Genomic DNA, 26114 nt, shown 5'->3' with positions numbered 1-26114 from the left:
GGTGGGCCAAGGCCGCTCGTGGCTGTGCTTCAGCCGACCTTGTCCGCCGGCGCCAACGCCTGCGCCGCCGGCTCGCCCGCGTCCGCACAGGCGGCGGGACTACGCTCGGCAAGCGCTTCCAGCAACTCGGACGAGGGCACGAAGAACAGGCCGCCCGTGACCGCATGGCTGAAGTCGAGCAGGCGGTCGTAATTGCCAGGCGGGCGTCCGACGAACATGTTCTCTAGCATCAGTTCGATGGGCCGCGGCGAACGCGCGTAACCGATGAAGTAGGTGCCGAACTCCCCTGCCCCCGGCCGGCCGAACGGCATGTTGTCGCGCAGGATCTTCAGTTCCTCGCCGTTTTCCTCGATGGTCGTCAGGGCGCTGTGCGAGGAGATAGGCTTGATGTCGTCGTCGAGTTCCACGTTGGACCACTTGTGGCGCCCGATGACGCCTTCCTGGCCCTCGACCGTCAGCGCGTTCCAGGCCGCCATGTCGTGCAGGTACTTCTGCACCAGCACGTAGCTGCCGCCGGCGAATTCCACATCCTCGTCGCCGATGACGGTGAAATCAACCGCCTCCTGCCCTTCCGGATTCTCGGTTCCGTCCACGAAGCCGATGATGGCGCGCCGGTCGAAGTAGCGAAAGCCCTGGACTTCATCCACGACCGTCACTGCATCGCCCAGGCCGCCCAGCAGCAAGGTCGCCAGTTCGAAACAGAAATCCATCGAGTCCGCGCGGATGTGCAGCAGCAGGTCGCCTGGCGTCGCCATCGCCAGGCGCTCGCCGGAACCGAACTCGCGGAAAGGGTGCAGCGCGGCGGGACGCGGCGCGCCGAAAAGCGTGTCCCAGGCCGTGGAGCCGAAGGCGGTGACACAGGAAAGATTCTGCTCGGGCGCGCGCGTGCCCACCGTGCGGACGACGGCGGCGACGTCGGCGCACCAGCCGCGCACGGTTTCGGCGGCGGCGGCGCCCCCGTTGAGCGTGGCAACGATGAATATCGCGTAGCGGGTGGTGGTGTTGTGTACAGCTTGGGGGGCGGGTTGACGGTCTGACATCGGATCGGGGACCTCAAAAAAACGAGCGCGGCGGCGCGGAAGGGCTAGTCCGATTCTAAGCGCGGACTGTGAACGCGGGAACCGGGTTGGTCAAGGGACCGCCCGCAACCACTCGCTCACCACATCCAGCACGATGCGGCTTTGTTCGCGGTGCGGGACATGGCCGCAGTTTTCCAGCAGCAAAGGGCGTGCGCCCGCCAGCGCCACGAGCTTGTCCTGGTGCCTGGGCGAACCGTACTCGTCGACTTCGCCGTGCAGCGCCAGCACGGGGCAACGCACTTGGCGCAACTGCTCGTCCAGGTTCCAGGCTGCGAATTCGGGCGACAGCCAGGTGTCGATCCAGGCGCCCAGCACCCATGCGGCTTTTTCCCCGTGATACTTCTTCAGGCGGTCCAGCTGGCCGGGTTCCGCGAAGTTCTGCTTGGCGGCCCGTATGCCCTCCAGCGTGCGGTCTTCGGCAAACATTTGCGCGGACTCGGTGATCAGCGCCCGGCAATCGTCGGCGTACACGCCGGCGCTGCAGACAGCCATGCCGCCGCCCACGCTGTGGCCAAACCCGACGTAGGGCCCGATGCCCAGTTCTTCACGCAGACGGCGGAATCCCCCCTGCGCCTCATCTGCCACAAAGCCGGGCTCGAACACGGCGGTATTGGGATCGGAGCGGCCAAAGCCCAAGCGGTCATAGGCAATGACGCTGCGCCCGGTGGCCTGCGCCAGCTGTTCGGGGAAATCCCGCCACAGCTCCACGCAGCCCAGCGAATCGTGGAACATCACGATGGACGCCACGGCCGCTTCCTGCCCGGCGGGATCCCAGCGCCGCGCGTAAAGACGGCCCTCGCTGGTATTTACGTAGACATCCTGGCTGGTAATGGCAAGCATGAAAAATCCTGGGGAAGGTATCCAGCGATGCGCCATCGCACCGCGCTCCGATTATAGGAAAGCCGGCAGCCTCACCGCAGTCCGGACACCACGCCCGCGGCGATGATGAGCAGCACCAGTGCGGAGATCGCCGTGTAGGCGTAATCGCGTTCGCGCAGGAAGATGGCCAGCATCAGCGCCACCCGCGCCACCGGCAGCAGGATGAACAGGGCCACCCCGGCCTTGACGAGTTCCAGTCCGCGCAGGCCGGCAAGCGCTTGCGGCAGGAAATCGAAGGCCATGCCTGCGGCGATGAGGGCCGAGGCGAGCCATGTTCCGTACCACAGCAAGCCGGCGATGACGCGGTCGCGCCACGCCTGTTTGTCCGCTGCCTGCGTCATGCCGGACCTCCCGGCAGGTGCACGCCCAGCGCGCTCAGCAGCATCTGCACCGCCAGCAAGGACAGCACGATCACAAAGAAGAGACGCAGCTTGTCCGCCGGCAGGCCCATCAGCAGGCGGGCGCCGAGCAAGGCGCCCGCGACCGAACCCAACGCAACAGGACCGGCGATGCCGATGTCGATGTCGCCGCGCACGAAGTAAGCGCCCGCGCTGGCTGCGGCAGTCACGCCGATCATGAAATTGGACGTCGCGGATGAAACCTTGATGGGCAGCTTCAAGGCCGCATCCATGGCCGGAATCTTGAGCACGCCCGAGCCTATGCCGAGCAACGCGGATATCAGGCCGGCGCCGTACATCAGCGACAGGCCCAGCGGCACGCGGTCCACCTGATAGTGCACCTCGCGACCCAGCGCGCGGTCGGGGAAGCTGGAGTGCAGGCGCAGCGCCGTGGCCCAGCTTGCGGCGCCAGGCGCGATGGCGGCGGCCTCGCGGCGGCGCGCCAGCATCTGCTGCGCGGACAGCGCCAGGATGACCGCGAACAGGCCGTAGAGAAATCCGGTCGAGACGTTGCCGATGAGGAACACGCCGGTCAGCGCGCCCAGCGTGGTGGCCGTTTCCAGGACGATGGCAAGCCTGACATTGGTCAGCCGCCCTTTCAGGAACGGCGCGGCGCTGCCGCAGGAACAGGCGATGACCGAGATGATGCTGGCCCCTATGGCCACATGGATGTCCACGCCGAACAGCAGCGTCAGGATGGGCACGATGAAGATGCCGCTGGCCATGCCCAGCACCCCGCCCAGTGCACTGGCGCCGAAGGCGGCCGCGAACAGCCAGAAGATCGTCGAGCTCTGCATGGCCGGCGGCTCAGGTCGGCCTGCGCGGCTGGCGCGACAAACGGGTGCTGAACCGGATCAGGTCGCCGCGGTAATACAGCTTTTCGTAGTCGACGGGCCGCTGCCCCTCGGTGTAGGAAGTGCGCTCGATAAGGAAGATCGGGCTGCCCGGCGCGACACCCAGCGCCCGTGCGACGCGTTCGTCCGCCGTCACCGCTTCAAGTTGGTACTCGGCCTCGATCAGCGGCAGGTCGTAGCGCAGCTCGAGCAGGTCGAAGATGGGTTCGGCCTCCAGGTCGTTGCTGGCGACTTTTTCGCCCACGTCCAGCGGCAGATAGGTTTCATCGAACGACATGGCCACGCCGTCCGCCAGCCGCACGCGCTCGATGCGATAGACCAGCGCGCCGCGCGCCACGCCCAGCTGGCGCGCGACTTCTTCGGTCGCCGGCACCGGCCGTTTGTCCAGCAAGCGCGCCGTGGCCTGGCGGCCAAGCGCGGCCATGTCCTCGACGAACCCGCTCAGCGCCGTCAGCGCCTGGGTCAGCTTGGGTTCCGTGACGTACGTCCCCTTGCCGCGCCGGATTTGCACCAAGCCGCGGGCCACCAGGTTTTCCACCGCCTTGCGCACCGTGGTGCGGCTGACGGCGAAGCGCTCGATCAACTGGTCTTCGGTCGGCAGGCGATCGCCGGGCGACAGGCTGCCGGCCGAGATTTCCGCGGCCAAGGCCGTTTCCACCCGGGCGTAGAGGGGGGCATATTCGGAGTCGTTTTGCATGAAGAGATCATAACATCATGATGTCATGATGACTCAAGCCCTGACACAGGTTACGAATGCGAGCGCCAGCAACTGGTAGTCTTCGCAAGCCTGCCCGGCGCCTCCCGCGCCGGCGCCCACTCTCAAGCGAGACACGATATGAGCAATTTCATGCACAGCGCCTCCGTTCCCGTCCTGACGCAAATGCTGTCGGCCCTGTCCGACGTGCTGAAAAAGGCGGAAGCCCACGCCACGGAAAAGAACATCGATCCGGACGCCTATCTGGGCGCCCGCCTGTTCCCCGACATGTTCCCGCTGGCGCGCCAGGTGCAGATCGCGTCCGATTTTGCGAAGGGTATCGCCTCGCGCCTGGCCGGTGCGGAAGTGCCGTCGTGGCCGGACAGCGAAGCCACCTTCGCGGGCCTGCAGGCCTTGATCGCCAAGACGCTGGAGCACCTGGGTTCGTTCGGCCCGGAACAATTCGCGCAGAGCGACGCCCTCGAAATCGTGCTGCGCCCGGGCACGCCCAAGGAAAAGAAACTGAGCGGCAGCGCCTACCTGCTGCACTACGGCCTGCCGCAGTTCTTCTTCCACGTCACCACGGCCTACGACATCCTGCGCCACAACGGCGTGGAAATCGGCAAGCGCGATTACATGGGCAAGTACTGATCCGGTCCGGCGGGCCCCATGCCATGGGGCCCGCGCCCGGCCGCTACTCCGCGTAGCCCGGGTTGCGGCGGTCCAGCCGGCGCAGCAGGCCCGGCCAGGCCAGCATGGCCTTGTGCGCGCGGTCGGCCTGCGATTCCACCGTGGCGTTCTTCAGGATGTCGGGCGGAATGTAGGTCAGCTCGCCGCCGGCCTGGGCCCGCACCTGCACCATGCAGGCGGCTTCCAACCGGTGCATGGCCTGGAAGGCTTCGGCCATGCTCAGCCCCACGGTCAACAGGCCATGGTTGCGCAGGATGAGATAAGTGTTGCTGCCCAAGTCGCGCACCAGGCGCGGCTGTTCCTCGGGATTGAGCGCCAGGCCCTCGTAGTCGTGGTAGCCGAGCGAACGCAGGACGATGAACGCGAACTGCGACAGCGGCAGCAGCCCGGCCTTCTGCGCCGACACCGCCACGCCGTTGATGGAATGCGTGTGCAACACGCACATGGCGTCCTTGCGCGCGGCGTGGATACAGCTATGGATGGTGAAGCCGGCGGGATTGATGTCGTACTCCGACTCCATGACCTTGCGTCCGTCCAGGTCGATCTTGACCAGACTGGAGGCCGTGATCTCGTCGAACATCATGCCGTAGGGATTGATCAGGAAATGTTCGGTCCCCGGCACCTTGGCCGTGATGTGGGTGAAGATCAGGTCATCCCAGCCGAACAGCGCCACCAGCCGGTAGAGCGCCGCCAGGTCCTTGCGGACCTCCCACTCCGTTGCGCTGACCTGTTCGCGCACGCTGGCGCCCTTGCCTACCGTATCCATACCGTCTCCATTTTTCGATGACTGCCCACGCCATCTGCGCGGGCGCTGTCTGGCACTTTATTCGTTTTGCCCGCGGCCGGCACGCGGCGCGGCCAGGGAGCGGCCACCGCGCCGCCCAAGAATTCACATATGTGATGGAAATGGCGGGATGTCATTCCTATGATTCCGCTCAATAGCAGCCCAGCACAGATGCCCCGCCACACCATGTCCGTTGATCTTCCCGATACCGATTTCCGCATCCACCAGCTGGTGGGCCGGCACCTGCCCCGCCTGGCCGCGCATACCGCCCTTGTTTCCGACGAAGGACGCTGGACTTATGCGGAACTCGACTCGGTGATCGATGCCTTGACCGCGTATCTGCGGAACCAGGGCTTGCGCGCGGGCGACCGCCTGCTGATCGCCGGAGAAAGCGGCGGTACCCAGCTGGCCGCCGTGCTGGCCTGCAGCCGCCTGGACGCCTGGGCGGTCGTCGTCAACGCCCGCATGACCGGCGTCGAGGTCGACGCCATCAAGACGCACTGCGAACCCAGGATGGTGCTGGCGACCAGCGGCCTGTCCGAGCAGGCCCGGGCCCACGGTCTGCGCCATGGCGCGCGCGAGGTCGAGCTTGCCGGACTGCGGTTCGCCTGCACCGATGCCGATACGGCGGCGCGGGCCGAACCCGCGCAGGCGGACGCGCGCGAACAGGTTGCCGTGATGATCTATACCAGCGGCACCACCGGCACGCCCAAGGGCGTGATGCTGACCCACGCGAACCTGGGCCATTCTTCGGCCGTCGCGCGCCATGCCCGCGCCACCGCGCCGGACGACCGCATCTATTCGGCGCTGCCCATCTCGCATGTGTACGGCCTGAGCACCGTGGCCCTGGCCGCGCTCGGCGCCGGCGCAACGCTGCAGCTGGCCAGCCGCTTCGACGTCGAGCACGCGATCGCGGCCCTGGCAGGCGGCGTCACCATGCTGCATGGCGTGCCCGCGATGTACGTGCGCCTGCTGCAGGCGCATGAGCAAGGCACGCCGATACCCGCGCCGCGCGTGCGCCTGCTGCATTGCGGCGGCGCGCCGCTGGATCCTTCGCTCAAGGCGCGCATCGAAGCGATCTTCGGCGAACCCATCAACAACGGCTACGGCCTCACCGAGGCCTCGCCGACGATCAGCATGGTGCCTTACCGCCAACGCCGCGCCGACCTGAGCGTGGGCTACCTGATCCCCGGCATGCAGGCCCGCATCGTCGCCGAGGACGGCCAGGCCGTGATTCCCGGCGGCGTGGGCGAGCTGCAGGTGCGCGGCCCCAACGTCATGAAGGGCTATTACAAGGCGCCCGAGCAGACCGCGCAGGCGCTGGACGCCGATGGCTGGCTGCGCACCGGAGACCTGCTGCGCGCGGAGCCCGATGGCGCGCTCTTCGTAATGGGCCGCATCAAGGACCTCATCATCCGCTCGGGCTTCAACGTTTACCCCAGCGAAGTGGAAGCCGCGCTGAACGCGTACACGGGCGTGCGCCAGTCCTGCGTGGTCGGCGTGCCGCACGATGGCGATGAACAGATCATCGCCTTCGTCGAAGCGGAGGAAGGCCGCAGCATCGAGGCGCAAGCCTTGCAGGCCTTCGCGCGCGAGCGCCTGGCGCCCTACAAGCGTCCGCAGAAAATCATCCTGCTTTCCAGGCTGCCTGCGGCAGATAATGGAAAGATCCTCCGCAAGGCCGTCGTCGACATGGCGCGCGCGCACTGCATCTGACTCACCAAAACAGAATATCCATCCACAGGAGACAAGCATGGGATTCGCAGCACGAAGGCATTTCCTGGCGGCAGCGGCCGCATTGGCCGCCGCCTGCAGCCTGACGGCGCAGGCGGCGGAAAGCGCCTGGCCCGATAAGCCGATCCGCTTCATCGTGCCCAGCGCCGCGGGCGGCGGGGCCGACACGGTTGCGCGCCTGCTGGCCCAACACATCGGCGGCGTGCTCAAGCAACCGGTCGTGGTCGAGAACCGCGCAGGCGGGTCGGGCGTCATCGCCGGCAACGCCGTGCTGGGCGCGCCGGCCGACGGCTACACCTTCATGCTGGGCTTCACCACCATGTCGCAGCTGCCGGCCACCTCGACCGTGAAGATCCCGTATCAAGTGGACCGCGATTTCATCCCGGTCTCGCTGGTCGCCCGCTCTTCCAATGTGCTCGTGGTCAACCGCAGCAGCGTGGACGTGGATACGGTCAAGGGCTTGGTGGAGGCGCTGCGCGCCGCTCCGCAGAAATACAGCTACGGGTCCTATGGCAATGGTTCCACCGGCCATTTCCTGGGTGCGCAGTTCCTGCAGGAAACCAAGACCAGCGCTCAGCACGTGCCATACAAGGGCGCCGCCCCCATGATGTCCGACCTGCTGGGCGGCGTGGTTTCCTTCGCGTTTCCCGACATCGGCTCGGCGCTGCCACACCTGAACTCGGATCGCATCCGCGTGCTGGCCGTCACCGGCGACAAGCGCATGGCCACCCTGCCGCAGACGCCCACCATGACGGAACTCGGCTACCAGGGCTTCAACCTGGGCGCCTGGTTCGGCCTGTTCGCGGCCAAGGGCACGCCGGACGCCATTGTCCAGGCCATGTCGGCGCAGATCGCCGACGCGGTCAAGGCTCCCGAGGTCCAGTCCAAGCTCGTCGGCATGAACCTGGACCCCGTGGGCAGCGATCCCAAGACCTTCGCCACGTTCTTCCAGACCGACTTGAAGCGCTGGGCCGAGCTGGCGGACAAGGCCGACATCCGCACCGACTGAACCCGAGGGCGCAAATCATGTCCCGATCCTCCCGCCGGCTCGAACTTCCCGACGCGTCCATCAAGGACAGCACGCGCGACCTGGGCCAGCGCTCGGTGAAGTCGGCCCAGCGCGTGCTTGAACTGATCGAGTTGCTCGAACAGCTCGGACGCCCGGTCACGCTGGCGGAGATCGTGCGCGCCAGCGGCTATCCGCAATCCAGCACCTGGATGCTGGTGCAGACGCTGATGCGCATGGGCTACCTGTGCCACAACCCGGACGACGGCACCTACATGCCCAGCCTGCGGCTGAACATGCTGGGAGGCTGGGTGCATGACCTGGCCCTGCCCCGCAGCAACCTGCGCCTGGCCATGCGCGCCTTGGGCGAACGGCTGGGCCTGAGCGTCATCCTCGGCCAGCGCAGCGGCCGCTATGTCCAGTACGCCCACGTGCTCTACGGCGCCAAGGACCGCAAGACCCAGGTCCCCATCGGCGTGGTGCGTCCGCTGATCGACACCGGCCTGGGCTACGCGCTGCTGGCCCAGTTGCCCGACGACGAAGTCTGCGCCATCGCCAGCGTCTGCCTGGCGCGCGCCGAGCACAAATCCCCGGTGACGACGCTGCGCCAGGTCCTCGGCATCGTCGACCGCGCCCGCAACGCGGGCTTCGTCTACTCGCACCGGCTGCAAAGCGCCAATCGCGCCTCTTTCTCCTTCGCGCTGGTCAGCGACCCCGGCGCCGGCGACCACACCGGGCTGATGGGCCTGGCCATCGCCGGCACGCGCCAGGACGTGGCGGCCCGCCTGCACGACATCCCCCGCACCGTCAATGAGGTGGCGGCCGAATTCCTGCCGGACGTGCCCATCCACATCAAGGCGTCGGCCTCTATTTCGCCGATCTGAAGACACCCCATAGAGCGATCATCAACATGGATATTGAAGTCACGCCCGAAGAGCGGGAATTCCGCCTGGAAGTCCGCAGCTTCGCGCAGGCCCACCTGCCCGAAAGCGTCCGTCGCAAAGTGCTGTACGGCGAAAAACTTGAGAAACAGGAATACGTCGATTGGCAGCGCCACCTGCACCGCCAGGGCTGGATCGCGCCGGCATGGCCCGTGCAATACGGCGGCACAGGCTGGAGCCTGGGCAAGCAGCGCATCTTCCTGCATGAGCTGGCCCTGCAATGCGCGCCCGAGACCATTCCCTTCGGCATCGCCATGGTGGGCCCGGTGATCTACACCTTCGGCTCGGACGAACAGAAGACCCAGTACCTGCCCGCCATCCTCGGCTCGGAAACCTGGTGGTGTCAAGGCTTCTCCGAACCCAACGCCGGCTCCGACCTGGCCTCGCTGCGCACGCGCGCAGTCGATTGCGGCGACCACTACCTGCTCAACGGCCAGAAGGCCTGGACCACCCACGGGCGCCATGCCGACATGATGTTCTGCCTGGCCCGCACCAGCGACACGGGCAAGCCGCAGCAAGGCATCTCCTTCCTGCTGCTGGACATGAAGACCCCGGGGATCGAGGTCCGGCCGGTGCGCACCATAGACGAAGGCGCCAGCATCTGCGAAGTCTTCTTCAATGACGTCCGCGTGCCGAAGTCGGGCCTGGTCGGCAAGGAAGGCGAAGGCTGGACCTATGCCAAGTTCCTGCTCGGCCATGAGCGCGCCATGATCGCCCGCGTCGGCCGCTCGCGCATGCAGCTGGCCCGCGCGCAGCGCCTGGCCTCGCATCCGCTCGCGGATGGCAGCCGTCCCATCGACAACCCGATCCACCGCCAACGCCTGTGCGATATCGAGGCGCGCCTGCGCGCGCTCGAATTGACCGAACTGCGCGCACTCTCCGCCTACCGGCCGGGAGCCGGATTCGAGATCGCGGATTCCTCCATGCTGAAGATCGAAGGCTCGGAGATCTGCCAGGCCCTGACCGAACTGCTGCTGGACCTGGCTGGCCGCTACGGCATGGTCTACACCGGCCGCTACACCCAGTCGCCCATCGGCGACGCCACGGCGCACGGACTGCTGGGCGACCACCTGTTCAACCGCGTGGCCACGATCTATGGCGGCAGCTCCGAAATCCAGAAGACCGTGATCGCGAAGAGCCGATTCCAGAAATAAGCAAGGACACGCCATGAACCTGAACCTCTCCGAAGAACAAGAGATGATCCGCGCCAGCGTGTTCGATTACTTTTCGACCGCTTACGGCTTCGACCGCCATCTGGAACGGCTGGCCAAGCCCGAAAGCACCGACCGCGCGGCCTGGCAAGCCATGGGCGAGCTGGGTTGGCTGGGGCTGACCGTGCCGCAGGACGACGGCGGCCTGGGCCTGGGACCGCAGGAAACCATGCTGCTGATGGAAGGCGCGGGCGCTGCGCTCTGCACCGAGCCGCTATTGGCCAGCGCGGTGCTGGCCGCGCCCTTGCTGGCCGGTGCAGCCGCGGGCTCGCCGGCGGCGCAGGCGCTGCAGGCCGCTATCGGCGGCCAGGCCAGCCTGGCGCTGGCCTGGACCGAAAGCGACCGCGGCTTCGCGCCGCTGCACGCCGACACCCGCGCCGAACGCGATGGCGAAACCTGGCGCGTCCGCGGCCGCAAAACACTGGTCGACAACGGCGCGCAAGCCGACTGGCTGGTCGTGACGGCACGCGGCGAAGCCGGCCTGGCGCTGCTGCTGGTGCAGGGCGGCGCAGACGGCCTGACCCGCTCGGGCGCTCCACTGGCCGACGGCACCCGTAGCGCCGACCTGGTGTTCCAGGACACGCCGGCCGCCGCCTGCCTGGCCAGCGGCCGGCAAGCCGAAACCCTGCTGTTGCGGGCTGTCTACCGGGGCCTCGCGGCAAGCTGCGCGGCGGCGTTGGGCGCCATGGAACGTTCGCTGGAGATCTGCCGCGAATATCTGCACGAGCGCAGCCAGTTCGGCAAGCCGCTGGCCGCGCTGCAAGTCTTGCAGCACCGCTACGTGGACATGCTGATCGCGGCCGAACGCGCCCGTTCCATGACCCTGCTGGCCGCGCTGCGCGCGGACGAAGCCGCCGCGGGCGACGCCGAGGCACGCCGCGATCTCAGCCTGGCCAAGCTGACCGTAGGCCGCAGCGCGCGCCACGTGGGCGGCCAGGCCATCCAGGTGCACGGCGGCATGGGCATGGCCTATGAGTACCCCATCGGCCACTACTACCGCAAGCTGCTGTGTTGCGACGCCGCCTTCGGTTCGCAGGACGACCATCTGGCCCTGCTGTCCGATAACCTGGCCGCAGCCGCCGCCTGACCTCCGCCCTTACTCATCCGGACCCCGCCATGGCAACCATTGCACAAGACCGTATCCAGGCCACGAAACAGGACGGCGTCCTGCTGCTGGGCCTGAACCACCCGCCTCTGAACACACTGGATCACCCGCTGCGCCAACAGTTGCACGACGCCCTGCAAGCCGCCGCCGAGGACGCGTCGGTGCGGGCCATCGTGCTGCATGGCGCGCAAGGCAATTTCAGCGCGGGCGCCGACATCCGCGAATTCGACCAGCCCAGGCAGGCGCCCTGGGCCGGAGACGTCGCCAATCTCATCGCGGCCAGCGGCAAACCGGTAGTCGCGGCCCTGCAAGGCGTGGCGCTGGGCGGAGGCCTGGAACTGGCGCTGGCGGCGCATGCCCGCGTCGGCACCGCCAACGCCAGACTCGGCCTGCCCGAGGTCAAGCTCGGGCTGTTGCCCGGCGGCGGCGGCACGCAGCGCCTGCCCCGCCTGATCGGCGCGGCGCACGCCCTGCCCCTGATCCTGGAAGGCCGCGGCGTGGACGGCAATGCCGCGCTGGCGCTGGGCTTGCTGGACGAGGTTTGCGATGAGGCCGGCCTGCTGGACTGCGCCGTGCGCAAGGCCCGGGCGCTGTGCGCGGGGAATCCCATCTCGCGCCGCGACACGTCCTCCGCCGCCGAAGTGCAGGCAGGTCTGGCCGCCGTCGCGGCGCAGCGCCAGCGCCTGGCTGCCAAGCCCCATTCCCTGCCGGCCCAGCGCCTGCTGCTGGACTGCCTGCAGGCCGCGCTGGAACAGCCGCTGGAAGATGGCCTGAAGTTCGAGCGCGAGGCATTTCTGCAATGCGTGGCCAGCGCCGAGCACAAGGGCCTGGCGCATGCCTTCTTCGCCGAACGGCAGGCGGGAAAGTCGCCGGCGGGCCAAGTCCGGCCGCGCCCGGTTCAGCGCGCCGGCGTCATCGGCGGCGGCACCATGGGCGCCGGCATCGCCGTGGCCATGCTGGATGCAGGACTGGACGTGGTGCTTATCGAACGCGACGCAGCCGCGTTGCAGTCTGGCCGGGAACGGATCGATGGCGTCTACCAACGGCAAATCAACTCCGGCAGGCTGGACGCGGCCACGCGCGAGCGACGTCTGTCGCGCCTGAGCGCGGCAACCGACTATGCGGCGCTGTCCGCCGCCGACCTGGTGGTGGAGGCGGTTTTCGAGGACATGGACGTGAAGACGCAAGTTTTCGCGCAGCTGGACCGGGTCTGCAAGCCCGGCGCCATCCTGGCGACCAACACTTCGTACCTGGACATCGACCAGATCGCGCGCAGCGTCTCGCGTCCGCAGGACGTGATCGGGCTGCATTTCTTCTCGCCCGCCAACATCATGAAGCTGCTGGAGATCGTGGTGCCTGAGCAGGTCGCCGACGACGTGGTGGCGACGGGCTTCGCGCTGGCGCGGCGTCTGGGCAAAGTGCCGGTGCGCGCGGGCGTCTGCGACGGCTTCATCGGCAACCGCATTCTCTACGTGTACCGCGAGGCCGCCAACCACATGATGGAGGACGGAGCCTCGCCCTACCAGATCGACCAGGCGCTGGAGCGCTTCGGTTACGCCATGGGCCCGTTCCGCACCGCCGACCTGACCGGCGGCGACATCGGCTGGGCGACCCGCAAGCGCAAGGCGGCCACCCGTCCGCCCGAAGCGCGCTACGTGCGCGTGGCGGACCGCTTGTGCGAACGCGGCTGGTTCGGCCAGAAGACCGGCCGGGGTTATTACCTCTATCCCGAACGCGGCCAGCGCGGCGCACCCGACGCCGACGTGCTGGCGCTAATAGACGAGGAACGCGCCGCGCGCGGCATCGCGGCCCGCGCGTTCAGCGACGAGGATATCGTGCGGCGCTACATGGCCGCGCTGATCAACGAAGCCGCCAAGGTGCTGGACGACGGCATCGCGCTGCGTCCCGCGGACATCGACGCCGCGCTGGTCAACGGCTACGGCTTTCCGCGCTGGCGCGGCGGCCCCATGAAGTACGCCGACGACGTCGGCCTGGCGGCCGTCCTGGCCGACATCGAATCCTATGCCAAGGAGGACGCCGCGTTCTGGGCCCCGGCGACGCTGCTGCGGCGCCTGGCGCGCGAAGGCGCAACCTTCGGCAAGCTGAATCAACCCAAATAAGGAATCGCTGCATCATGCGAGAAGCCGTCATCGTCGCCACAGCGCGCACCCCGCTCACCAAGTCCAAGCGCGGCGAGTTCAACATCACCCAGGGGCCGACCCTGGCCTCCTACGCCATCCAGGCCGCGGTCGAGCGCGCAGGCGTGGACCCGCAGCGCATCGAGGACGTGGTCCTGGGTTGCGGCTATCCGGAAGGCACCACCGGCCGCAACGTGGCCCGCCAGGCGGCGCTGCGCGCCGGCCTGCCGCAAAGCGTCGCGGGCGCCACCGTCAACCGCTTCTGCGCCTCCGGCCTGCAGGCCATCGCCGACGCGGCGGCGCGCGTCGTCATGGGCCAGTCCGGTCCGGTCGTGGCCGGCGGCGTGGAAAGCTGCTCGCTGCTGCGCACCCGCGACGACGGTGTCAGCGGCATCGACAACTGGCTGCAGGACCAGATCCCCCAGCTCTACCTGCCCATGATCGCCACCGCCGACATCGTGGCGCAGCGCTACGGAATCAGCCGCGAAGACCAGGATGCGTTTGCCTTGCGCAGCCAGCAGCTCACCGCCGCGGCGCAGCGCGAGGGCCGCTATGCGGACGAGATCATCTCCGTGCGCGCGACCATGGAAGTCACCGACAAGGCGACTGGCGCCATCCGCCGCGAAGACGTCACCGTCAGCGCCGACAACTGCAACCGCCCATCCACCACCGCCGACGGCCTGGCCGGCCTGACGCCGGTCATGGGCCCGGACCGCTACGTGACCGCGGGCAACGCCTCGCAACTGGCCGACGGCGCCTCGGCCTGCGTCCTGATGGATGCCCGCGACGCCGAACGCGCCAACCTCGAACCGCTGGGCGCCTTCCGCGGCCTGGCCGTGGCCGGTTGCGCCCCCGATGAAATGGGGATAGGCCCGGTCTACGCGGTGCCCCGGCTGCTGGAGCGCCACGGTCTCAAGGTCGAGGACATCGATCTGTGGGAGCTGAACGAAGCATTCGCATCGCAGGCGCTGTACTGCCAGCGCCGCCTGGGCATTCCAATGGAGCGGCTTAACGTCAACGGCGGCTCCATCGCGGTGGGCCATCCCTTCGGCGTGACCGGCGCGCGCCTGACCGGCCATGTGCTGCTGGAAGGCAAGCGCCGCGGCGCCAAGTACGCGGTCGTCACCATGTGCGTGGGCGGCGGCATGGGCGCGGCGGGGCTATTCGAGATCTTCTGAGCGCTCAAAGGCGCGGGGTTGGAACCGCTCCGCTCCGCGCCGCACGGCAAAAAAACTCCTTCGTAGGTTTGCGGGTTTGCAGGCGAAGGCTGTGTCGCTTCGTCGGCCGCACGTCGGCGCGGACGCGGTGAGCGATTTGCTGATGGCCTTCAGCTTTTGAGGGTAGACGGTGATGCCATCAGAAAACCCATCGCCGCATTCGCACCAGCGAACACAGTAGCAATCAACAAAATCATGTATGTGTTATTCGGCCGCCCGCGCGGCCGAATAACACGGGCAGCCCAAAACTCGCCCCTGACCACGGCTCCAGCAGCGCGACGACCCAAGACACACGTAGCCCGTCGGCGCGGGCGGCGTGGCGGCGAGCAACCTCGATGCGCCCGACGGAATCCGAAGGAGTCGCCGAAGGCGAGGACGAGGATGAGGATGGGGAAGTCCGGAGCGAAGGCTCCGGACCGCAATCGTGGGCGCTCGCCGCCACGCCGCCCGCGCCGATGGGCGACCTACGAAGCACGAACCGCAGGAACAACCACAAAAAAAACAAAAAAAGGGCGTCCGCCGACGCCCTTGCCGCCTACTGCGGTTCGATCTTCGCGTCGATCGCGCGCTGGGTCCAGACCTGGCGCTGCGACTGCGCGAAGGCCTGGTGTTCGGCCACGGTGTTGGGCGAGACCTGCATGCCCAGGGATTCGAAGCGCTGCAGCACATCCGGTTCGCGCAGGATGGCTGCGACTTCCTGGTTCAGCTTCTGAACGATGGCGTCGGGCGTCTTGGCCGGCACGGCCACGCCGACCCACACGACCAGGTCGAACTTCTGGTAGCCCAGTTCCGCCAAGGTCGGCACGCCGGGAAACTCCTTGGCGCGTTCATGGCCGGTGTAGGCCAGGCCGCGCAGCTTGCCGGCCTGCATGAAGGAGGTGACCACGGACAGGTCGGCGAACAGGTAATCGACATGGCCGCCCAGCAGGTCGGTCACGGCCGGCGGCTGGCTCTTGTAGGGCACGCCGTTGGCGGCCGCGCCCGCCACGGTGTTGAAAGTGGCGCCGGCGATCTGGCTGGTGGGCGAGCCGTAGGCGTAATTCAGGGGCTTGGCCTGCGTAGCCTTGACCAGTTCCTGCAGCGACTTGTACGGCGCGTCCTCGCGCACCACCAGCATCATCGGGATGGTGGCGATGCGTACGACATGGGTGAAGTCGCCGGTGGGATCGAACGGCAGCTTGCGGAACAGCGCCGGCGTGGCCGAGTGCGTCGAGCTGCTGGTGAGGATCAGCGTGTAACCGTCGGGCTGGGCGCGCGCGACGAACGAGGCGCCGATGGTGCCGGACGCGCCGGGCTTGTTCTCGATGACGACGGGCACGTTCAGGCGCGGGCCGAGCTTCTCGGCAATGATGCGCGCGCTGGTGTCGGTGGCGCTGCCCGGCGAGAACGGCACGACGATGGTGATGGGCTTGTCGGGATAGACGCCCTGCGCCAGCGACGTGGACGGCAGCGCGCCAGCCAGCGCGGTCAGGACGGTGAGGCTGCCGGCGGCCAGCAGGCGGCGGCGGACGCCGAACGGTCGGATCATGCTTGTCTCCTGTGAGGGGCCGCGGGTCGGCCTCTTGAACTCTGACCGTATGATGCTTGCGACCCGCTTATCCCAACAAGGGACTAATTTTCATAGACTTATTCCAAACCGGGATTAATTCTCCTGCGCTTGGCGCTGCCGCAGATATTCCTCGGTCGCCTGCAGGAAGGCCGAAGCCGCCAGCGACAGCCTTGCGTTGCGGCGCTGGATGAGCCAGAGCTCGTGCCCGTGCTTGCGCGCGCCGTCGATGGCCAGGATGCGCAAGCCCAGTTGCCGCGCCAGGTCGCAGGCATAGCCGGGCACCACGGTTATCCCCAGCCCCGCGCCTACCAGCTTCAACGCCGAGGTCAGCATGCCGGCCTCGATGCGGTAGCGGAATTCCAGGTTCAGATCGGCCGCCACGCGGTCCAGGCTGCGCCGCACGCTGTACACGTTGCGCAGCATGATGTGGTCGTGGGCGGCCACGTCGGCCCACGAGACCGAGCGCTTGCGCGTCAGCGCATGGCGCGGCGCGCACACCGCGTACATGGTGTCGCGGTAGATGACCCGCGTGGCCAGTTCCTCCGAAGGGGTTTCGACCGATACGACGCCGAAGTCGGCGCGGCCGTTGCGCACGTGCTCGATGGTGTCGTCGGTGGACAGCTCGAACAGGTCCAGCTTCACGCTGGGGTGGGCGCGGTGATAGTCCGCCACCACCTCGCCCAGCAGGCCGACCATCATCAGCGGCGAAGTGGCCACGCCCACGGTGCCGCGTTCCAGCGTGCGCAGGCCCGACATGCTGCGCTCGGCCGCGCGCACCGTGCCCAGGATTTCCTGCGCGTAGGCATAGAAATCGGCCGCGCCGTCGCAGGGCGTGACGCTGCGGGTGGAGCGCTCGAACAGCGGCTGGCCGACCTCGGCCTCGAGTTCGGCGCAAAGCTTGCTGACGGCCGATTGGGTCACGAAGGCTGCCCGCGCGGCCGCAGTGAAACTGCGCAGTTCGTAAAGCGCGCAAAACACGCGCAATTGCTTGAGAGTGATGTTCATGGTCGAAGTCGCCGCCTGGCGCCGCCGGCCATGCCGGCCTCAGCGCGCAGGCTTGAGCATATCGCGATCGGCGTCCTGGCGCGGCGCCTGGCGCCTGATGTCGCCCGGCGTGCGTGAAAAACGCACCGGGATGCCGGCCGCCATCAGCGGCCCCTCGGTCGGATGCTCCAGGCGCTGGAAGAATCCCGTCGCCTTCAGGTGCGGATCCTCGAACAGGGCTTCCGGCGTGTTCACGCGTGAATGCGGAATGTCCGCGTCCGCCAGCAGCGCCAGCCATTCCCCGGTGCCGCGCAATGCGACGATGTCCGCCAGGTCCTGATAGAGCTCGTCGAAATGCCGCGCGCGCGAGGCCACGTCGACATAGCGCGCGTCCGCCGCCAGGTCGGCGCGTTCGGCCAGGGCGAAGAAGCGCCGCCACTGCGCGTCGGTGTAAGGCAGAAGCGCCAGGTAACCGTCGCGCGTGCGGTAGGGACGCCGCTGCGGCGACAGCACCCGGCTGTAACCCATCGGCCCCTGCGGCGGCACGAAGCTGTGGCCGCTCATGTGTTCGACCAGCGTGAAGGAGACCAGGGTTTCGAACATGGGAACTTCGATCTCCTGCCCCTGCCCCGAACGCTCGCGTTCGTACAGCGCCATGGGAATGGCGTAGGCCAGCGTCAGCCCCGCCACCTTGTCGGCAAGAATGGTGTTCACGTAGGCGGGTGCGCCGCTGTTGCGGCCTTGCAGGTCGGCCAAGCCGCTCATCGCCTGGATGATGTCGTCGAAGGCCGGACGCGCCGCGTAAGGGCCGTCCTGGCCAAAACCCACGGCCGAACAATGGATCAGCCGGGCGTTGCGCGCGCGCAGCGTGGCCGCGTCCAAGCCCAGGCGAGCCAGGGCGGCCGGACGCACGTTGGACACGAACACGTCCGCGCCATCGATCAGGCGCAGCAGGCTGTCGCGGTCCGCCGCCGTCTTCGCGTCCAGCGTCACGCTGTACTTGTTGCGGTTGAGGTTCAAGTAGGCCGGCCCCATGCCCGGACTCATCGCCGGGGCCGAGGCCCGGAACACATCGCCCTCGGGCGCCTCGACCTTGATCACCTCGGCCCCCATGTCGGCCAGGATCTGCGTGCCATACGGCCCCATGGCCACCGAGGTCATGTCAACGATGCGCACGCCCGCGAGCGGGCCGGCCATTACTTGGCCTCCTGCTGCTTCTTGCGATTGACGAAGGGGGCCATGTAGCGGCGCGGCTCGTCGGTGGTGAAGGCCTCGCCGAACGCCGCCACGCTGCGGTCCAGGCCGGCTTCTACCGTGGACTCGCTCCAGTAGCGCAACAGGGCCTTCTGCGAACGCACGGCGATCGGGCCGCTTTCGGCGATGGGCGACACGGTGCGTTCGACCAGCGCGTCGAGCGCGCCGGTTTCGCAGACGAATTCCAGGAAGCCCCACTGCCGGGCCTGCGCCGCGTCCACGGTCTCGCCAGTCAGCAGCAGCCAGTTGGTGGGGCCGGGGCCGATGATGGCCGGCAGCAGCACGGCATGGATCACGGACGGGATGCCCACGCGCACCTCGGGCATGCCGAAGACCGAGTCCGCCGATCCCAATCGAATGTCGCAAGCCGCGGCCAGCTCCATCCCAGCGCCCAGGCAGAAGCCCGGAATGCGGGCGATGGTGGGCACCGGAATCGCCGCCACCGCATCGCACAGGTCGCGCAGCCGCGTGATGAACTCGCGCGCGCCTTGCGGATCGAGTTCGGCCATTTCATAGATGTTGGCGCCGCCCACGAAGGCGCGCTCGCCCGTGCCGCGGATGACCACCGCGCGGGCATCGTCCTGCGCCGCGATCCAGCGGGCGGCGTCGGTCAGGCTCAGGGTGACCGCCGAGGCCAGGATGTTCAGGCTCTTGGCATCGTGGATCTGCAGGGTGTAGACGCCGCGCTCGTCGCGGGTCACGAGGGCATGGGTAAAGGCGGGAATAGGCGCAGTCATGGAAACTCCAGCTAGGGTTATGCCACCGATGCTAAGGGTGAGGTTTGATCACAACAAACGAGTAATTTTCATGAAATAAGTCTGAAATGGAATAAATCCCACAAACCGGACGGCTTGGGTACGATAGCCGCCTCTTGCGGGAGTCGCACCATGGGTATCACGCTGCGCCAGCTCCGGGCCTTCTGCGCCGTGTACGAGCTGAAGAACTTCACCCGCGCCGCCGAGGCGCTCAACCTGACGCAGTCCACCGTCAGCAAGCTCTGCTCCGAACTGGAGAAGGCGATAGGCATGGCGCTGTTCGAGCGCTCCGCGCGCGGCGTCGAACTGCTGGAGGGCGCGCCCGAGCTGTATGCCTATGCGCAGGAAACCTTCGGTTCGCTGCGCGCGGCCGAACGCAGCCTGAGCAGCCTGGCCGGGCTGGAACGCGGCGAGGTCTCCATCGCGGCCTCGCCCATCATGATGCACACGCTAATCGCGCCAGTGGTGGCGCAATTCCACGCGCGGCATCCCAACATCGTCTTCGACCTGCATGAACTCACCGGCGACGAAGCCACCGAGCATGTCCTGCACGGCAAGGCCGACATCGGCCTGGTGGCCCTGGAAAGCCAGGATCCCCGGCTGGACTGCCGCGTCGTCTACCGCGGTCCCATGTATGCGGTGGTGCCCGCCGGCCACCCCCTGGCACAGCACGAAGAAGCGCGTTGGCGCGAACTGGCGCGCTACCCGCACATCCTGCTGCGCGGCACCTATACCGTGCGCCGCAAGATGGACCAGATCCTGCAGGACCAGGGGCTGACGGTGCGCAGCGTGGCGCAGACCGGCAGCCTGACCACCGCCTTCGCCATGATCCGCGGCGGCATGGGCATCACGGTCATGCCCGGCTACGTGCGCCATGTCTGCCAGGAAATGGGTTTGAAGGCGCTATGTATCGCCGGCCGGCCCCAGGCCTTGCACGAGCTGTCCGTCCTGCGCCGCGCCGACTACCGGCTGTCGCGCGCCGCAGCCGCGTTTCTCGCCGCCTTCGAGGCCCATCTCGCTGAACAGGGACAGCCCGCCGCGGCCGGCAATTCATCTCTTTCTTGAATGCCTTCATGACAATTAATCAATTGTTTGCATGATGAACCGCTTCCATCATTGACGCGTCGAGGCCCCCGCCCTACGCGCCATCCGCAAGGTCACCTCGACGCCATAACCAAGCAGGGCAAACCAGCCCGCAGGACGAGGAGACCTACGACATGAAACTCAAGCCTGGCCTGAAGCAGCTGCTGACGCTGCTGGCCGCCCTTCCCGCCATCGCCGCCGCCGACACCTATCCGGCCAAGCCCGTGACCCTGGTGGTGGCCTATGCCCCGGGCGGCATGACCGACATCCTGACGCGCCGCATCGCAGCCGATCTGCAGACCCGCCTGGGCAAGCCCTTCGTGGTCGAGAACAAGCCGGGCGCAACCGGCCAGATTGCCACCGAGTACGTGTCGCGGCAGAAGCCGGACGGCTACACCATCCTGGTGGGCGCGACCAGCCACGTGATCAACCCAGCAATGAAGAAGCTGCCCTACAACGCCCGCAAGGACTTCGCTCCCGTGGCGCTGCTGGCCGTCAGCCCCAACTTCCTGCTGGTCAACGCCAACCAGGGCATCAAGACTTTCGCCGACTTCAAGGCCTATGCGCAAAAGCAGGCCTCGGTGCCCTACGGCACGGCCGGCGCCGGCGGCGCGCCCCACATCGTGGGCGAACTGCTGCGCGCGCAGAGCGGCCTGCCGCTGATGCACGTGTCCTACCGTGGCGCGGGCCCGGCCATGACCGATCTGGTGTCGGGCCAGGTGCCCTTCGGCATGGCCGAGTCCGTGACCGCCAACGCCTATCTGCAGTCCGGCAAGATCGTGCCCCTGGCCATCGCCTCGGCGCAGCGCCAGCCGCGCTACCCGGATGTGCCCACCCTCAACGAGCTGGGCTACAAGGGCTTCGACCTCAGCACCTGGGTGGGCGTCTACGCGCCGGCCGGCACGCCCGCCGACATTGTGCAGACGCTGAACAGCGAGATCCGCAAGTCGGTGATGCAACCAGCCACGCAGGACTACATCCGCTCGACCGGCTCCGAGCCCGGCGACCTGGACCTGGCGCAATACCAGAAGTTCGTCAGCGACGAGATGGACAAATGGCAGGCCGTCATCTCCCAGGCCGGAGTCAAGGATGAGTGAGGTCCGCATCGGCTCGCTGTCGCCGGAAGCCTATTTTTCCGAGGCGCTGCGCGCGGGACGCCTGGAGGTCCAGGTGTGCCGCAGCTGCGGGCTTTCGTTCTTCTTCCCGCGCACGCACTGCACCCACTGCCGTTCGCAGGAATACGCCTGGCGGCCCATGCGCGCCGGCGCCACGCTCTATTCCTATTCCGAAATCCCGGCCACGCCGCAGGCCCCCGCGCGCAATGTGATCCTGGCCGACATGGACGAGGGCTTCCGCATGATGTCCACGCTGCTGGACGAAGACGAGCTGCGCATCGGCATGCGGCTGACGGCCCGGCCCGACCCGCAACGCGCCCGCGTGGTGTTCGAAAAGGAAGCCCCATGACGGACTGGAACAAGAACCTGCGCGGCGCCATCGCCATCACCGGCTGCGCCACGGCCGGCATCGGCGACGCAGGCGGCCTGAACGACCTGGAGATCACCTCGCTGGCGGTGCACGCCGCCGTGCACGACGCCGGCCTGCGCATGGAGGACATCGACGGCCTGATGAGCGCCAGCCTGTCCTCATCGATGTGGCTGAACAAGCTCTCCGAATACCTGGGCCTGTACCCGCGCTTCATGGACAGCACCCAGATCGGCGGCGCCTCATTCGTCGGCCACCTGCTGGTCGCCGCGGCGGCGATCCAGGCGGGCCTGTGCCGCAACGTCGTGATCGCCTACGGCGCCACTCCGCGCGGCGGCAACGGCGTCTCGGCGACCTCCGGCGCCCGCGCGCGGCTGGATCCGTTTCCCTACGAGGAACCGTTCCAGCCCTTCAATCCGCCGACCAGCTACGCGCTGGCGACGCGCCGCCACATGCATGAGTACGGCACCACCCGCGAGCAACTGGCCGAGGTGGCAGTGGCCGCCCGCGCCTGGGCGCGGCTGAACCCGGAAGCCTACAAGCGCGAACCGCTCTCGATCGACGACGTGCTGGCCGCGCGCGTGATCTCCTCGCCGCTGACCGCGCGCGACTGCTGCCTGGTGACCGACGGCGCAGGCGCCATCGTGGTCACCGCCGCAGACCGCGCCGACGCCGCCCGGCCCGTGTACGTGCAGGGCACGGCCATGGCGCATTCACATCGCCAGATCGCCTGCATGGCCGACCTGACGCGCACCGTGGCGGGACAGAGCGCCGATCTGGCGCGCGAGCGGGCCGGCGTGGCGCTGGCCGACATCGACCTGGTGCAGCTCTACGACGCCTTCACCATCAACCCCATCCTGTTCCTGGAAGACATGGGGTTCTGCGCCAAAGGGGAAGGCGGCGCCTTCGTGTCGGGCGGGCGCATCGCTCCCGGCGGCGAACTGCCGGTGAACACCAACGGCGGCGGATTGTCCTGCGTCCACCCCGGCATGTACAGCATGTTCGGCCTGGTGGAAGCGGTGCGCCAGTTGCGCGGCGAATGCGGCGAACGGCAGGTGAAACAGGCGCGCACGGCGCTGGTGCACGGCAATGGCGGGGTGCTGAGCGCCCAGGCCACGACCGTGCTGACCAATTGGATGGATTGAAGGAGATTCGACATGCTGGAAGGAAAAGTAGTGGTCGTCACCGGCGCGGCCAACGGCATCGGCCGCGCCGCGGCGGTGGCCCTGGCCGCGCAAGGCGCGCGCGTGGTGGTCAATGACCTGAATGTGTCGCTGGACGGCACCAGCGCCTCGCAGAGCACGGCCGCGCAGGTGGTCGAGGAAATCCGCGCCGCTGGCGGCGAGGCCATCGCCAATGGCGACTCGGTGGCCGAATACGCCAGCGCGCAACGCATCATCGAGGCCGCCGCCGACGCCTACGGCCGGGTGGACGCGGTGGTGAACAACGCCGGCATCGTGCGCGACAAGATGTTCCACAAGCTCACGCCCGAAGACTTCGACGCCGTGGTCAAGGTGCATCTGTACGGTTGCTTCAACCTCAGCCACGCCGCCGCGCGCCACTTCCGCGAACAGGGCGGCGGCAGCCTGATCAACATGACCTCCAACTCGGCGGTCATCGGCAACCGCGGCCAGGCCAACTATTGCGCCGCCAAGCTCGGCATCGTCGGCCTGTCCAAGGCCATGGCGCTGGACATGGCGGCCTTCAACGTGCGCTCGAACTGCATCGCCCCGCTGGCCTGGAGCCGCATGACCGAGACCATCCCGGCCAAGACCGAGGAGCAGGCGCGCCACGTCGAGAAGATCCGCCGCATGGGGCCTGAGACCATCGCGCCCCTGATCTGCTACCTGGCTTCGGACGCTTCCGCCGATGTGTCCGGTCAGGTGTTCGCGATCCGCCTGAACGAGATCTTCCTGATGAGCCAGTCGCGCCCGGTGCGCTCGGTGCACCGCTCGGACGGCTGGACCACGGAGAGCATCGCCGAACACGGCATGGCCGCGCTGCGCGCCTCTTTCATGCCGCTGGACACGTCCGCCCAGGTGTTCGCCTGGGATCCGGTCTGAGGTAGCCATGGCGCTGGACTACCGCAGCCTGAAGGCCCACGCCTTCGCGCCCGAACGCCAGGCCTATGGCGAGGATGACTGCATCCTCTACGCCCTGGGCGTGGGCGCGGGCCTGGCCGCCGACGACCCCGTCGGCGACGAAACCCGGTTCATCTACGAGCAGGGCCTGCGCGCCCTGCCCGCCATGGCCTGCGTGCTGGCCTATCCCGGCTTCTGGATGCGCGATCCGCGCCATGGCCTGGACTGGAGCCAGGTCGTGCATGGCGAGCAGCGCATGCGCTTCGCGCGCCGCCTGCCCGCCAGCGGCGAAGTCACCTGCCAGATGCAAGTCGCGCGCATCGCCGACAAAGCCCCGGGCGCCTTCGTCGTGACGCGGCGCACGCTGAACGAAGCGGCCACGGGACAGGAAATCGCCGTCATCGAACAGCTGAACATCTGCCGTGGCGACGGCGGCTACTCCGGCGGCGACGCCGCGCTCAGCGACGCGCTGGACGCCCCCATCCCCGCGCCGCCCGCGACGCCGCCGGACAGCGTCATTGTCCTGCCCACCAGCCGCAACCAGGGCGCGCTGTACCGCCTGAATGCCGACCGCAATCCGCTGCATGTGGATCCGGCCAGCGCGCGGCGGGCCGGCTATGAACGCCCCATTCTGCACGGCGCTGCGCTGCTGGGCATGGTCAACCGCGCGCTCGAAGCCTGCCTGCGGCAATTGCCCGGCCTGCGGCTGGGCGAACTGGACCTGCGCTTCATGGCGCCGGTCTATCCCGGCCTGGACGTGGCGGTGTCCCTATGGCGGCAGCCGCAGGGCATGGCCCTGGCCTGCCATCAGGCCGGCGCCTTGTGCGCCCAGGGCCGCGCCGCCTGGGCCAAGGAGGAACAATGAAAGACAAGACTTGCGCAAACGTCGAAGAAGCCCTGCGCGGCATCGAATCGGGCGCCGTGATCTTCGTCGGCGGCTTTGGCGGCTCGGGCATACCCGCGCGCCTGCTGGCCGGCCTGCTGGCCAAGCAGAAAGTGGACGACCTGACCCTGATCAACAACAACGCCGGCGCGGGCGAGGCCAGCTTCCTCGCCCTGGTGGCCTCGGGCCGCGTCAGCCGTATCGTCTGCTCCTACCCGCGCATGCCGGGCAACGAGGTGATCCGCGAGCGGGTACAGGCGGGCAGCCTGGCCGTGGAGGTCATGCCCCAGGGAACGCTGGTCGAACGCATCCGTGCGGGCGGCGCGGGCATGGGACCGTTCTACTCGCCCACCGGTTATGGCACGCCGCTGGCCGAAGGCCGGGAAACGCGCATGTTCGGCGGCCGCGGCTACGTGCTGGAAGAGCCGCTGCGCGCGGACTACGCCTTCATCCGCGCCCATCAGGCCGATCAGTTGGGCAATCTGGTCTACCGCCGCGCCCAGCGCAACTTCGGTCCCGTCATGTGCATGGCGGCCCGCAACACCATCGTCGAAGTCGAAGAGATCCTGCCCTGCGGCGCGCTCGATCCCGACGCCATCGTCACGCCCAGCCTGTTCGTGCACCGCCTGTTGGGGAGCCTGCAATGAAACCACTGTCACGCGAGCAACTGGCCGCGCTGGTGGCCGCCGACCTGCCGGCGGGCGCCGTGGTCAACCTGGGCATAGGCATGCCCACCATGGTCACCGACCGCCTCGACCCCGCGCGCGGCGTGCAGCTGCACAGCGAGAACGGCATCCTCGGCATGCGCCTGCTGCAAGACCACGAGACCGCCGATGGCGACCTCATCAATGCCAGCAAGCAGTCGATCGCGCTCACTCAGGGCGCGGCCATATTCGACCACGTCTATTCCTTTTCCATCATGCGCGGCGGCCACATCGACATCACGGTGCTGGGCGCGTTCGAGGTCTCCTGCGAGGGCGACCTGGCCAATTGGTCGCTGGGCGCGGACGATCCCATGCCGTCCGTGGGAGGAGCCATGGACCTGGCCGTGGGCGCGCGCAACGTCTGGGTCATGATGGAAGCGCTGACCCGCGAGGGCGCGCCGCGCCTGCGCGGCCGCTGCAGCCTGCCCCTGACCGGCGCCGGCGTGGTCGGGCGGGTCTATGCCGACATCGGCATCTTCGACGTGCGCGATGGGGCCTTTGTGCCGCTGGCCCTGGTGGACGGCCTGCCGCCCTCCGAACTGCACCGCTGGATCGACGCGCCCGTGCGCATCGCGCAAGCGCCGCGCGTCCTGCATCCCCACTCCTGAT

At 67.9% G+C, this 26114-nt stretch carries 26 protein-coding genes; 16 read left to right on the top strand and 10 right to left on the bottom strand.

Features of this window, described 5'->3' with window-relative positions; all coding sequences use genetic code 11:
* Positions 1-29: 29 nt before the first annotated feature.
* From BRO63_RS25690 to BRO63_RS25670, 5 genes are all read right to left on the bottom strand, one after another.
* Positions 30-1040, bottom strand: coding sequence for a Dyp-type peroxidase (locus BRO63_RS25690; RefSeq protein WP_088142502.1), 1011 nt, complete (start codon positions 1038-1040; stop codon positions 30-32).
* Between the two features lie 90 nt (positions 1041-1130).
* Positions 1131-1919 (bottom strand): alpha/beta fold hydrolase, encoded by a 789-nt coding sequence (locus BRO63_RS25685; protein WP_179215215.1) that lies wholly within the window; start codon positions 1917-1919, stop codon positions 1131-1133.
* Positions 1920-1990: 71 nt separating this feature from the next.
* Complete coding sequence (locus BRO63_RS25680) at positions 1991-2299, bottom strand: DUF1634 domain-containing protein (RefSeq protein WP_088142500.1); 309 nt, start codon at positions 2297-2299, stop codon at positions 1991-1993.
* Positions 2296-3153 carry a sulfite exporter TauE/SafE family protein gene (locus tag BRO63_RS25675; RefSeq protein WP_088142499.1) on the bottom strand — a complete coding sequence of 286 codons (858 nt, stop codon included), beginning with the start codon at positions 3151-3153 and terminating at the stop codon, positions 2296-2298. The genes BRO63_RS25680 and BRO63_RS25675 overlap by 4 nt, the downstream gene beginning before the upstream one ends.
* 10 nt (positions 3154-3163) lie before the next feature.
* A complete protein-coding gene (locus BRO63_RS25670) occupies positions 3164-3907 on the bottom strand; it encodes a GntR family transcriptional regulator (RefSeq protein ID WP_088142498.1) in 744 nt (247 codons plus the stop codon).
* 138 nt (positions 3908-4045) lie between these two features.
* On the opposite strand from BRO63_RS25670, the gene BRO63_RS25665 reads away from it, so the two are divergent.
* Complete coding sequence (locus BRO63_RS25665; RefSeq protein WP_088142497.1) at positions 4046-4555, top strand: DUF1993 domain-containing protein; 510 nt, start codon at positions 4046-4048, stop codon at positions 4553-4555.
* A 43-nt stretch (positions 4556-4598) separates the two neighbouring features.
* Here the strand turns inward: BRO63_RS25665 and BRO63_RS25660 are convergent, their stop codons facing one another.
* Complete coding sequence (locus tag BRO63_RS25660; RefSeq protein WP_088142496.1) at positions 4599-5360, bottom strand: class II aldolase/adducin family protein; 762 nt, start codon at positions 5358-5360, stop codon at positions 4599-4601.
* Positions 5361-5564: 204 nt separating this feature from the next.
* Between BRO63_RS25660 and BRO63_RS25655 the strand changes: the two genes are divergently transcribed.
* From BRO63_RS25655 to BRO63_RS25625, 7 genes are read left to right on the top strand one after another with little or no spacing between them, the layout of a single operon-like run.
* Entirely contained in the window at positions 5565-7094 is a 1530-nt protein-coding gene (locus tag BRO63_RS25655; RefSeq protein WP_256943407.1) for a class I adenylate-forming enzyme family protein, read from the top strand.
* Positions 7095-7131: 37 nt separating this feature from the next.
* The gene (locus BRO63_RS25650) at positions 7132-8121 is read left to right on the top strand and encodes a Bug family tripartite tricarboxylate transporter substrate binding protein (protein ID WP_088142494.1); all 990 of its coding nucleotides are present in this window, start codon (positions 7132-7134) and stop codon (positions 8119-8121) included.
* A gap of 17 nt (positions 8122-8138) precedes the next feature.
* Positions 8139-9002: an IclR family transcriptional regulator gene (locus BRO63_RS25645; protein WP_088142493.1), complete on the top strand. Its 864-nt coding sequence runs from the start codon at positions 8139-8141 to the stop codon at positions 9000-9002.
* Positions 9003-9028: 26 nt separating this feature from the next.
* Entirely contained in the window at positions 9029-10213 is a 1185-nt protein-coding gene (locus BRO63_RS25640; protein ID WP_088142492.1) for an acyl-CoA dehydrogenase family protein, read from the top strand.
* Between the two features lie 13 nt (positions 10214-10226).
* Positions 10227-11357 (top strand): acyl-CoA dehydrogenase family protein, encoded by a 1131-nt coding sequence (locus BRO63_RS25635; RefSeq protein WP_088142491.1) that lies wholly within the window; start codon positions 10227-10229, stop codon positions 11355-11357.
* Positions 11358-11386: 29 nt separating this feature from the next.
* Positions 11387-13495 carry a 3-hydroxyacyl-CoA dehydrogenase NAD-binding domain-containing protein gene (locus BRO63_RS25630; RefSeq protein ID WP_088142490.1) on the top strand — a complete coding sequence of 703 codons (2109 nt, stop codon included), beginning with the start codon at positions 11387-11389 and terminating at the stop codon, positions 13493-13495.
* 14 nt (positions 13496-13509) lie between these two features.
* Positions 13510-14691, top strand: coding sequence for an acetyl-CoA C-acyltransferase (locus tag BRO63_RS25625; RefSeq protein WP_088142489.1), 1182 nt, complete (start codon positions 13510-13512; stop codon positions 14689-14691).
* Positions 14692-15265: 574 nt separating this feature from the next.
* Here BRO63_RS25625 and BRO63_RS25620 read toward each other — a convergent pair.
* The 4 genes from BRO63_RS25620 to BRO63_RS25605 all read right to left on the bottom strand — a co-directional run bounded on the left by BRO63_RS25620 (position 15266) and on the right by BRO63_RS25605 (position 19254).
* Entirely contained in the window at positions 15266-16258 is a 993-nt protein-coding gene (locus BRO63_RS25620) for a Bug family tripartite tricarboxylate transporter substrate binding protein (RefSeq protein WP_088142488.1), read from the bottom strand.
* 114 nt (positions 16259-16372) lie between these two features.
* Positions 16373-17284 carry a LysR family transcriptional regulator gene (locus tag BRO63_RS25615; protein ID WP_088142487.1) on the bottom strand — a complete coding sequence of 304 codons (912 nt, stop codon included), beginning with the start codon at positions 17282-17284 and terminating at the stop codon, positions 16373-16375.
* A 39-nt stretch (positions 17285-17323) separates the two neighbouring features.
* Entirely contained in the window at positions 17324-18460 is a 1137-nt protein-coding gene (locus BRO63_RS25610) for a CaiB/BaiF CoA transferase family protein (RefSeq protein ID WP_088142486.1), read from the bottom strand.
* The gene (locus BRO63_RS25605; protein WP_088142485.1) at positions 18460-19254 is read right to left on the bottom strand and encodes an enoyl-CoA hydratase; all 795 of its coding nucleotides are present in this window, start codon (positions 19252-19254) and stop codon (positions 18460-18462) included. Before BRO63_RS25605 ends, BRO63_RS25610 begins: the two co-directional genes overlap by 1 nt.
* Positions 19255-19404: 150 nt before the next feature.
* Here BRO63_RS25605 and BRO63_RS25600 point away from each other — a divergent pair, with 150 nt between their 5' ends.
* The 8 genes from BRO63_RS25600 to BRO63_RS25565 all read left to right on the top strand — a co-directional run bounded on the left by BRO63_RS25600 (position 19405) and on the right by BRO63_RS25565 (position 26113).
* Complete coding sequence (locus BRO63_RS25600; protein WP_088142484.1) at positions 19405-20337, top strand: LysR family transcriptional regulator; 933 nt, start codon at positions 19405-19407, stop codon at positions 20335-20337.
* 152 nt (positions 20338-20489) lie between these two features.
* A complete protein-coding gene (locus BRO63_RS25595) occupies positions 20490-21452 on the top strand; it encodes a tripartite tricarboxylate transporter substrate binding protein (RefSeq protein WP_088142483.1) in 963 nt (320 codons plus the stop codon).
* Positions 21445-21819, top strand: coding sequence for a Zn-ribbon domain-containing OB-fold protein (locus tag BRO63_RS25590; RefSeq protein ID WP_088142482.1), 375 nt, complete (start codon positions 21445-21447; stop codon positions 21817-21819). Before BRO63_RS25595 ends, BRO63_RS25590 begins: the two co-directional genes overlap by 8 nt.
* Positions 21816-22982 carry an acetyl-CoA acetyltransferase gene (locus BRO63_RS25585; RefSeq protein WP_088142481.1) on the top strand — a complete coding sequence of 389 codons (1167 nt, stop codon included), beginning with the start codon at positions 21816-21818 and terminating at the stop codon, positions 22980-22982. The genes BRO63_RS25590 and BRO63_RS25585 overlap by 4 nt, the downstream gene beginning before the upstream one ends.
* Before the next feature lie 12 nt (positions 22983-22994).
* Positions 22995-23900, top strand: a complete 906-nt coding sequence (locus BRO63_RS25580) for an SDR family NAD(P)-dependent oxidoreductase (RefSeq protein WP_088142480.1) — start codon at positions 22995-22997, stop codon at positions 23898-23900.
* 7 nt (positions 23901-23907) lie between these two features.
* On the top strand, positions 23908-24783 hold the full coding sequence (locus BRO63_RS25575) for a MaoC/PaaZ C-terminal domain-containing protein (protein ID WP_088142479.1): 876 nt from the start codon (positions 23908-23910) through the stop codon (positions 24781-24783).
* The gene (locus BRO63_RS25570) at positions 24780-25448 is read left to right on the top strand and encodes a 3-oxoacid CoA-transferase subunit A (protein ID WP_088142478.1); all 669 of its coding nucleotides are present in this window, start codon (positions 24780-24782) and stop codon (positions 25446-25448) included. The genes BRO63_RS25575 and BRO63_RS25570 overlap by 4 nt, the downstream gene beginning before the upstream one ends.
* On the top strand, positions 25445-26113 hold the full coding sequence (locus tag BRO63_RS25565; RefSeq protein WP_088142477.1) for a CoA-transferase: 669 nt from the start codon (positions 25445-25447) through the stop codon (positions 26111-26113). Before BRO63_RS25570 ends, BRO63_RS25565 begins: the two co-directional genes overlap by 4 nt.
* Position 26114 lies beyond the last annotated feature (1 nt).

This window comes from Achromobacter xylosoxidans (assembly GCF_002192695.1).
In the GTDB taxonomy this organism is placed as follows: domain Bacteria; phylum Pseudomonadota; class Gammaproteobacteria; order Burkholderiales; family Burkholderiaceae_B; genus Achromobacter; species Achromobacter xylosoxidans_C.
This window is presented reverse-complemented; position numbering and strand designations above follow the sequence as displayed.

Coding starts and splice junctions, on each gene's coding strand:
- BRO63_RS25690 (WP_088142502.1), bottom strand. CDS start 1,040: ATGTCAGACCGTCAACCCGCCCCCCAAGCTGTACACAACACCACCACC.
- BRO63_RS25685 (WP_179215215.1), bottom strand. CDS start 1,919: ATGCTTGCCATTACCAGCCAGGATGTCTACGTAAATACCAGCGAGGGC.
- BRO63_RS25680 (WP_088142500.1), bottom strand. CDS start 2,299: ATGACGCAGGCAGCGGACAAACAGGCGTGGCGCGACCGCGTCATCGCC.
- BRO63_RS25675 (WP_088142499.1), bottom strand. CDS start 3,153: ATGCAGAGCTCGACGATCTTCTGGCTGTTCGCGGCCGCCTTCGGCGCC.
- BRO63_RS25670 (WP_088142498.1), bottom strand. CDS start 3,907: ATGCAAAACGACTCCGAATATGCCCCCCTCTACGCCCGGGTGGAAACG.
- BRO63_RS25665 (WP_088142497.1), top strand. CDS start 4,046: ATGAGCAATTTCATGCACAGCGCCTCCGTTCCCGTCCTGACGCAAATG.
- BRO63_RS25660 (WP_088142496.1), bottom strand. CDS start 5,360: ATGGATACGGTAGGCAAGGGCGCCAGCGTGCGCGAACAGGTCAGCGCA.
- BRO63_RS25655 (WP_256943407.1), top strand. CDS start 5,565: ATGTCCGTTGATCTTCCCGATACCGATTTCCGCATCCACCAGCTGGTG.
- BRO63_RS25650 (WP_088142494.1), top strand. CDS start 7,132: ATGGGATTCGCAGCACGAAGGCATTTCCTGGCGGCAGCGGCCGCATTG.
- BRO63_RS25645 (WP_088142493.1), top strand. CDS start 8,139: ATGTCCCGATCCTCCCGCCGGCTCGAACTTCCCGACGCGTCCATCAAG.
- BRO63_RS25640 (WP_088142492.1), top strand. CDS start 9,029: ATGGATATTGAAGTCACGCCCGAAGAGCGGGAATTCCGCCTGGAAGTC.
- BRO63_RS25635 (WP_088142491.1), top strand. CDS start 10,227: ATGAACCTGAACCTCTCCGAAGAACAAGAGATGATCCGCGCCAGCGTG.
- BRO63_RS25630 (WP_088142490.1), top strand. CDS start 11,387: ATGGCAACCATTGCACAAGACCGTATCCAGGCCACGAAACAGGACGGC.
- BRO63_RS25625 (WP_088142489.1), top strand. CDS start 13,510: ATGCGAGAAGCCGTCATCGTCGCCACAGCGCGCACCCCGCTCACCAAG.
- BRO63_RS25620 (WP_088142488.1), bottom strand. CDS start 16,258: ATGATCCGACCGTTCGGCGTCCGCCGCCGCCTGCTGGCCGCCGGCAGC.
- BRO63_RS25615 (WP_088142487.1), bottom strand. CDS start 17,284: ATGAACATCACTCTCAAGCAATTGCGCGTGTTTTGCGCGCTTTACGAA.
- BRO63_RS25610 (WP_088142486.1), bottom strand. CDS start 18,460: ATGGCCGGCCCGCTCGCGGGCGTGCGCATCGTTGACATGACCTCGGTG.
- BRO63_RS25605 (WP_088142485.1), bottom strand. CDS start 19,254: ATGACTGCGCCTATTCCCGCCTTTACCCATGCCCTCGTGACCCGCGAC.
- BRO63_RS25600 (WP_088142484.1), top strand. CDS start 19,405: ATGGGTATCACGCTGCGCCAGCTCCGGGCCTTCTGCGCCGTGTACGAG.
- BRO63_RS25595 (WP_088142483.1), top strand. CDS start 20,490: ATGAAACTCAAGCCTGGCCTGAAGCAGCTGCTGACGCTGCTGGCCGCC.
- BRO63_RS25590 (WP_088142482.1), top strand. CDS start 21,445: ATGAGTGAGGTCCGCATCGGCTCGCTGTCGCCGGAAGCCTATTTTTCC.
- BRO63_RS25585 (WP_088142481.1), top strand. CDS start 21,816: ATGACGGACTGGAACAAGAACCTGCGCGGCGCCATCGCCATCACCGGC.
- BRO63_RS25580 (WP_088142480.1), top strand. CDS start 22,995: ATGCTGGAAGGAAAAGTAGTGGTCGTCACCGGCGCGGCCAACGGCATC.
- BRO63_RS25575 (WP_088142479.1), top strand. CDS start 23,908: ATGGCGCTGGACTACCGCAGCCTGAAGGCCCACGCCTTCGCGCCCGAA.
- BRO63_RS25570 (WP_088142478.1), top strand. CDS start 24,780: ATGAAAGACAAGACTTGCGCAAACGTCGAAGAAGCCCTGCGCGGCATC.
- BRO63_RS25565 (WP_088142477.1), top strand. CDS start 25,445: ATGAAACCACTGTCACGCGAGCAACTGGCCGCGCTGGTGGCCGCCGAC.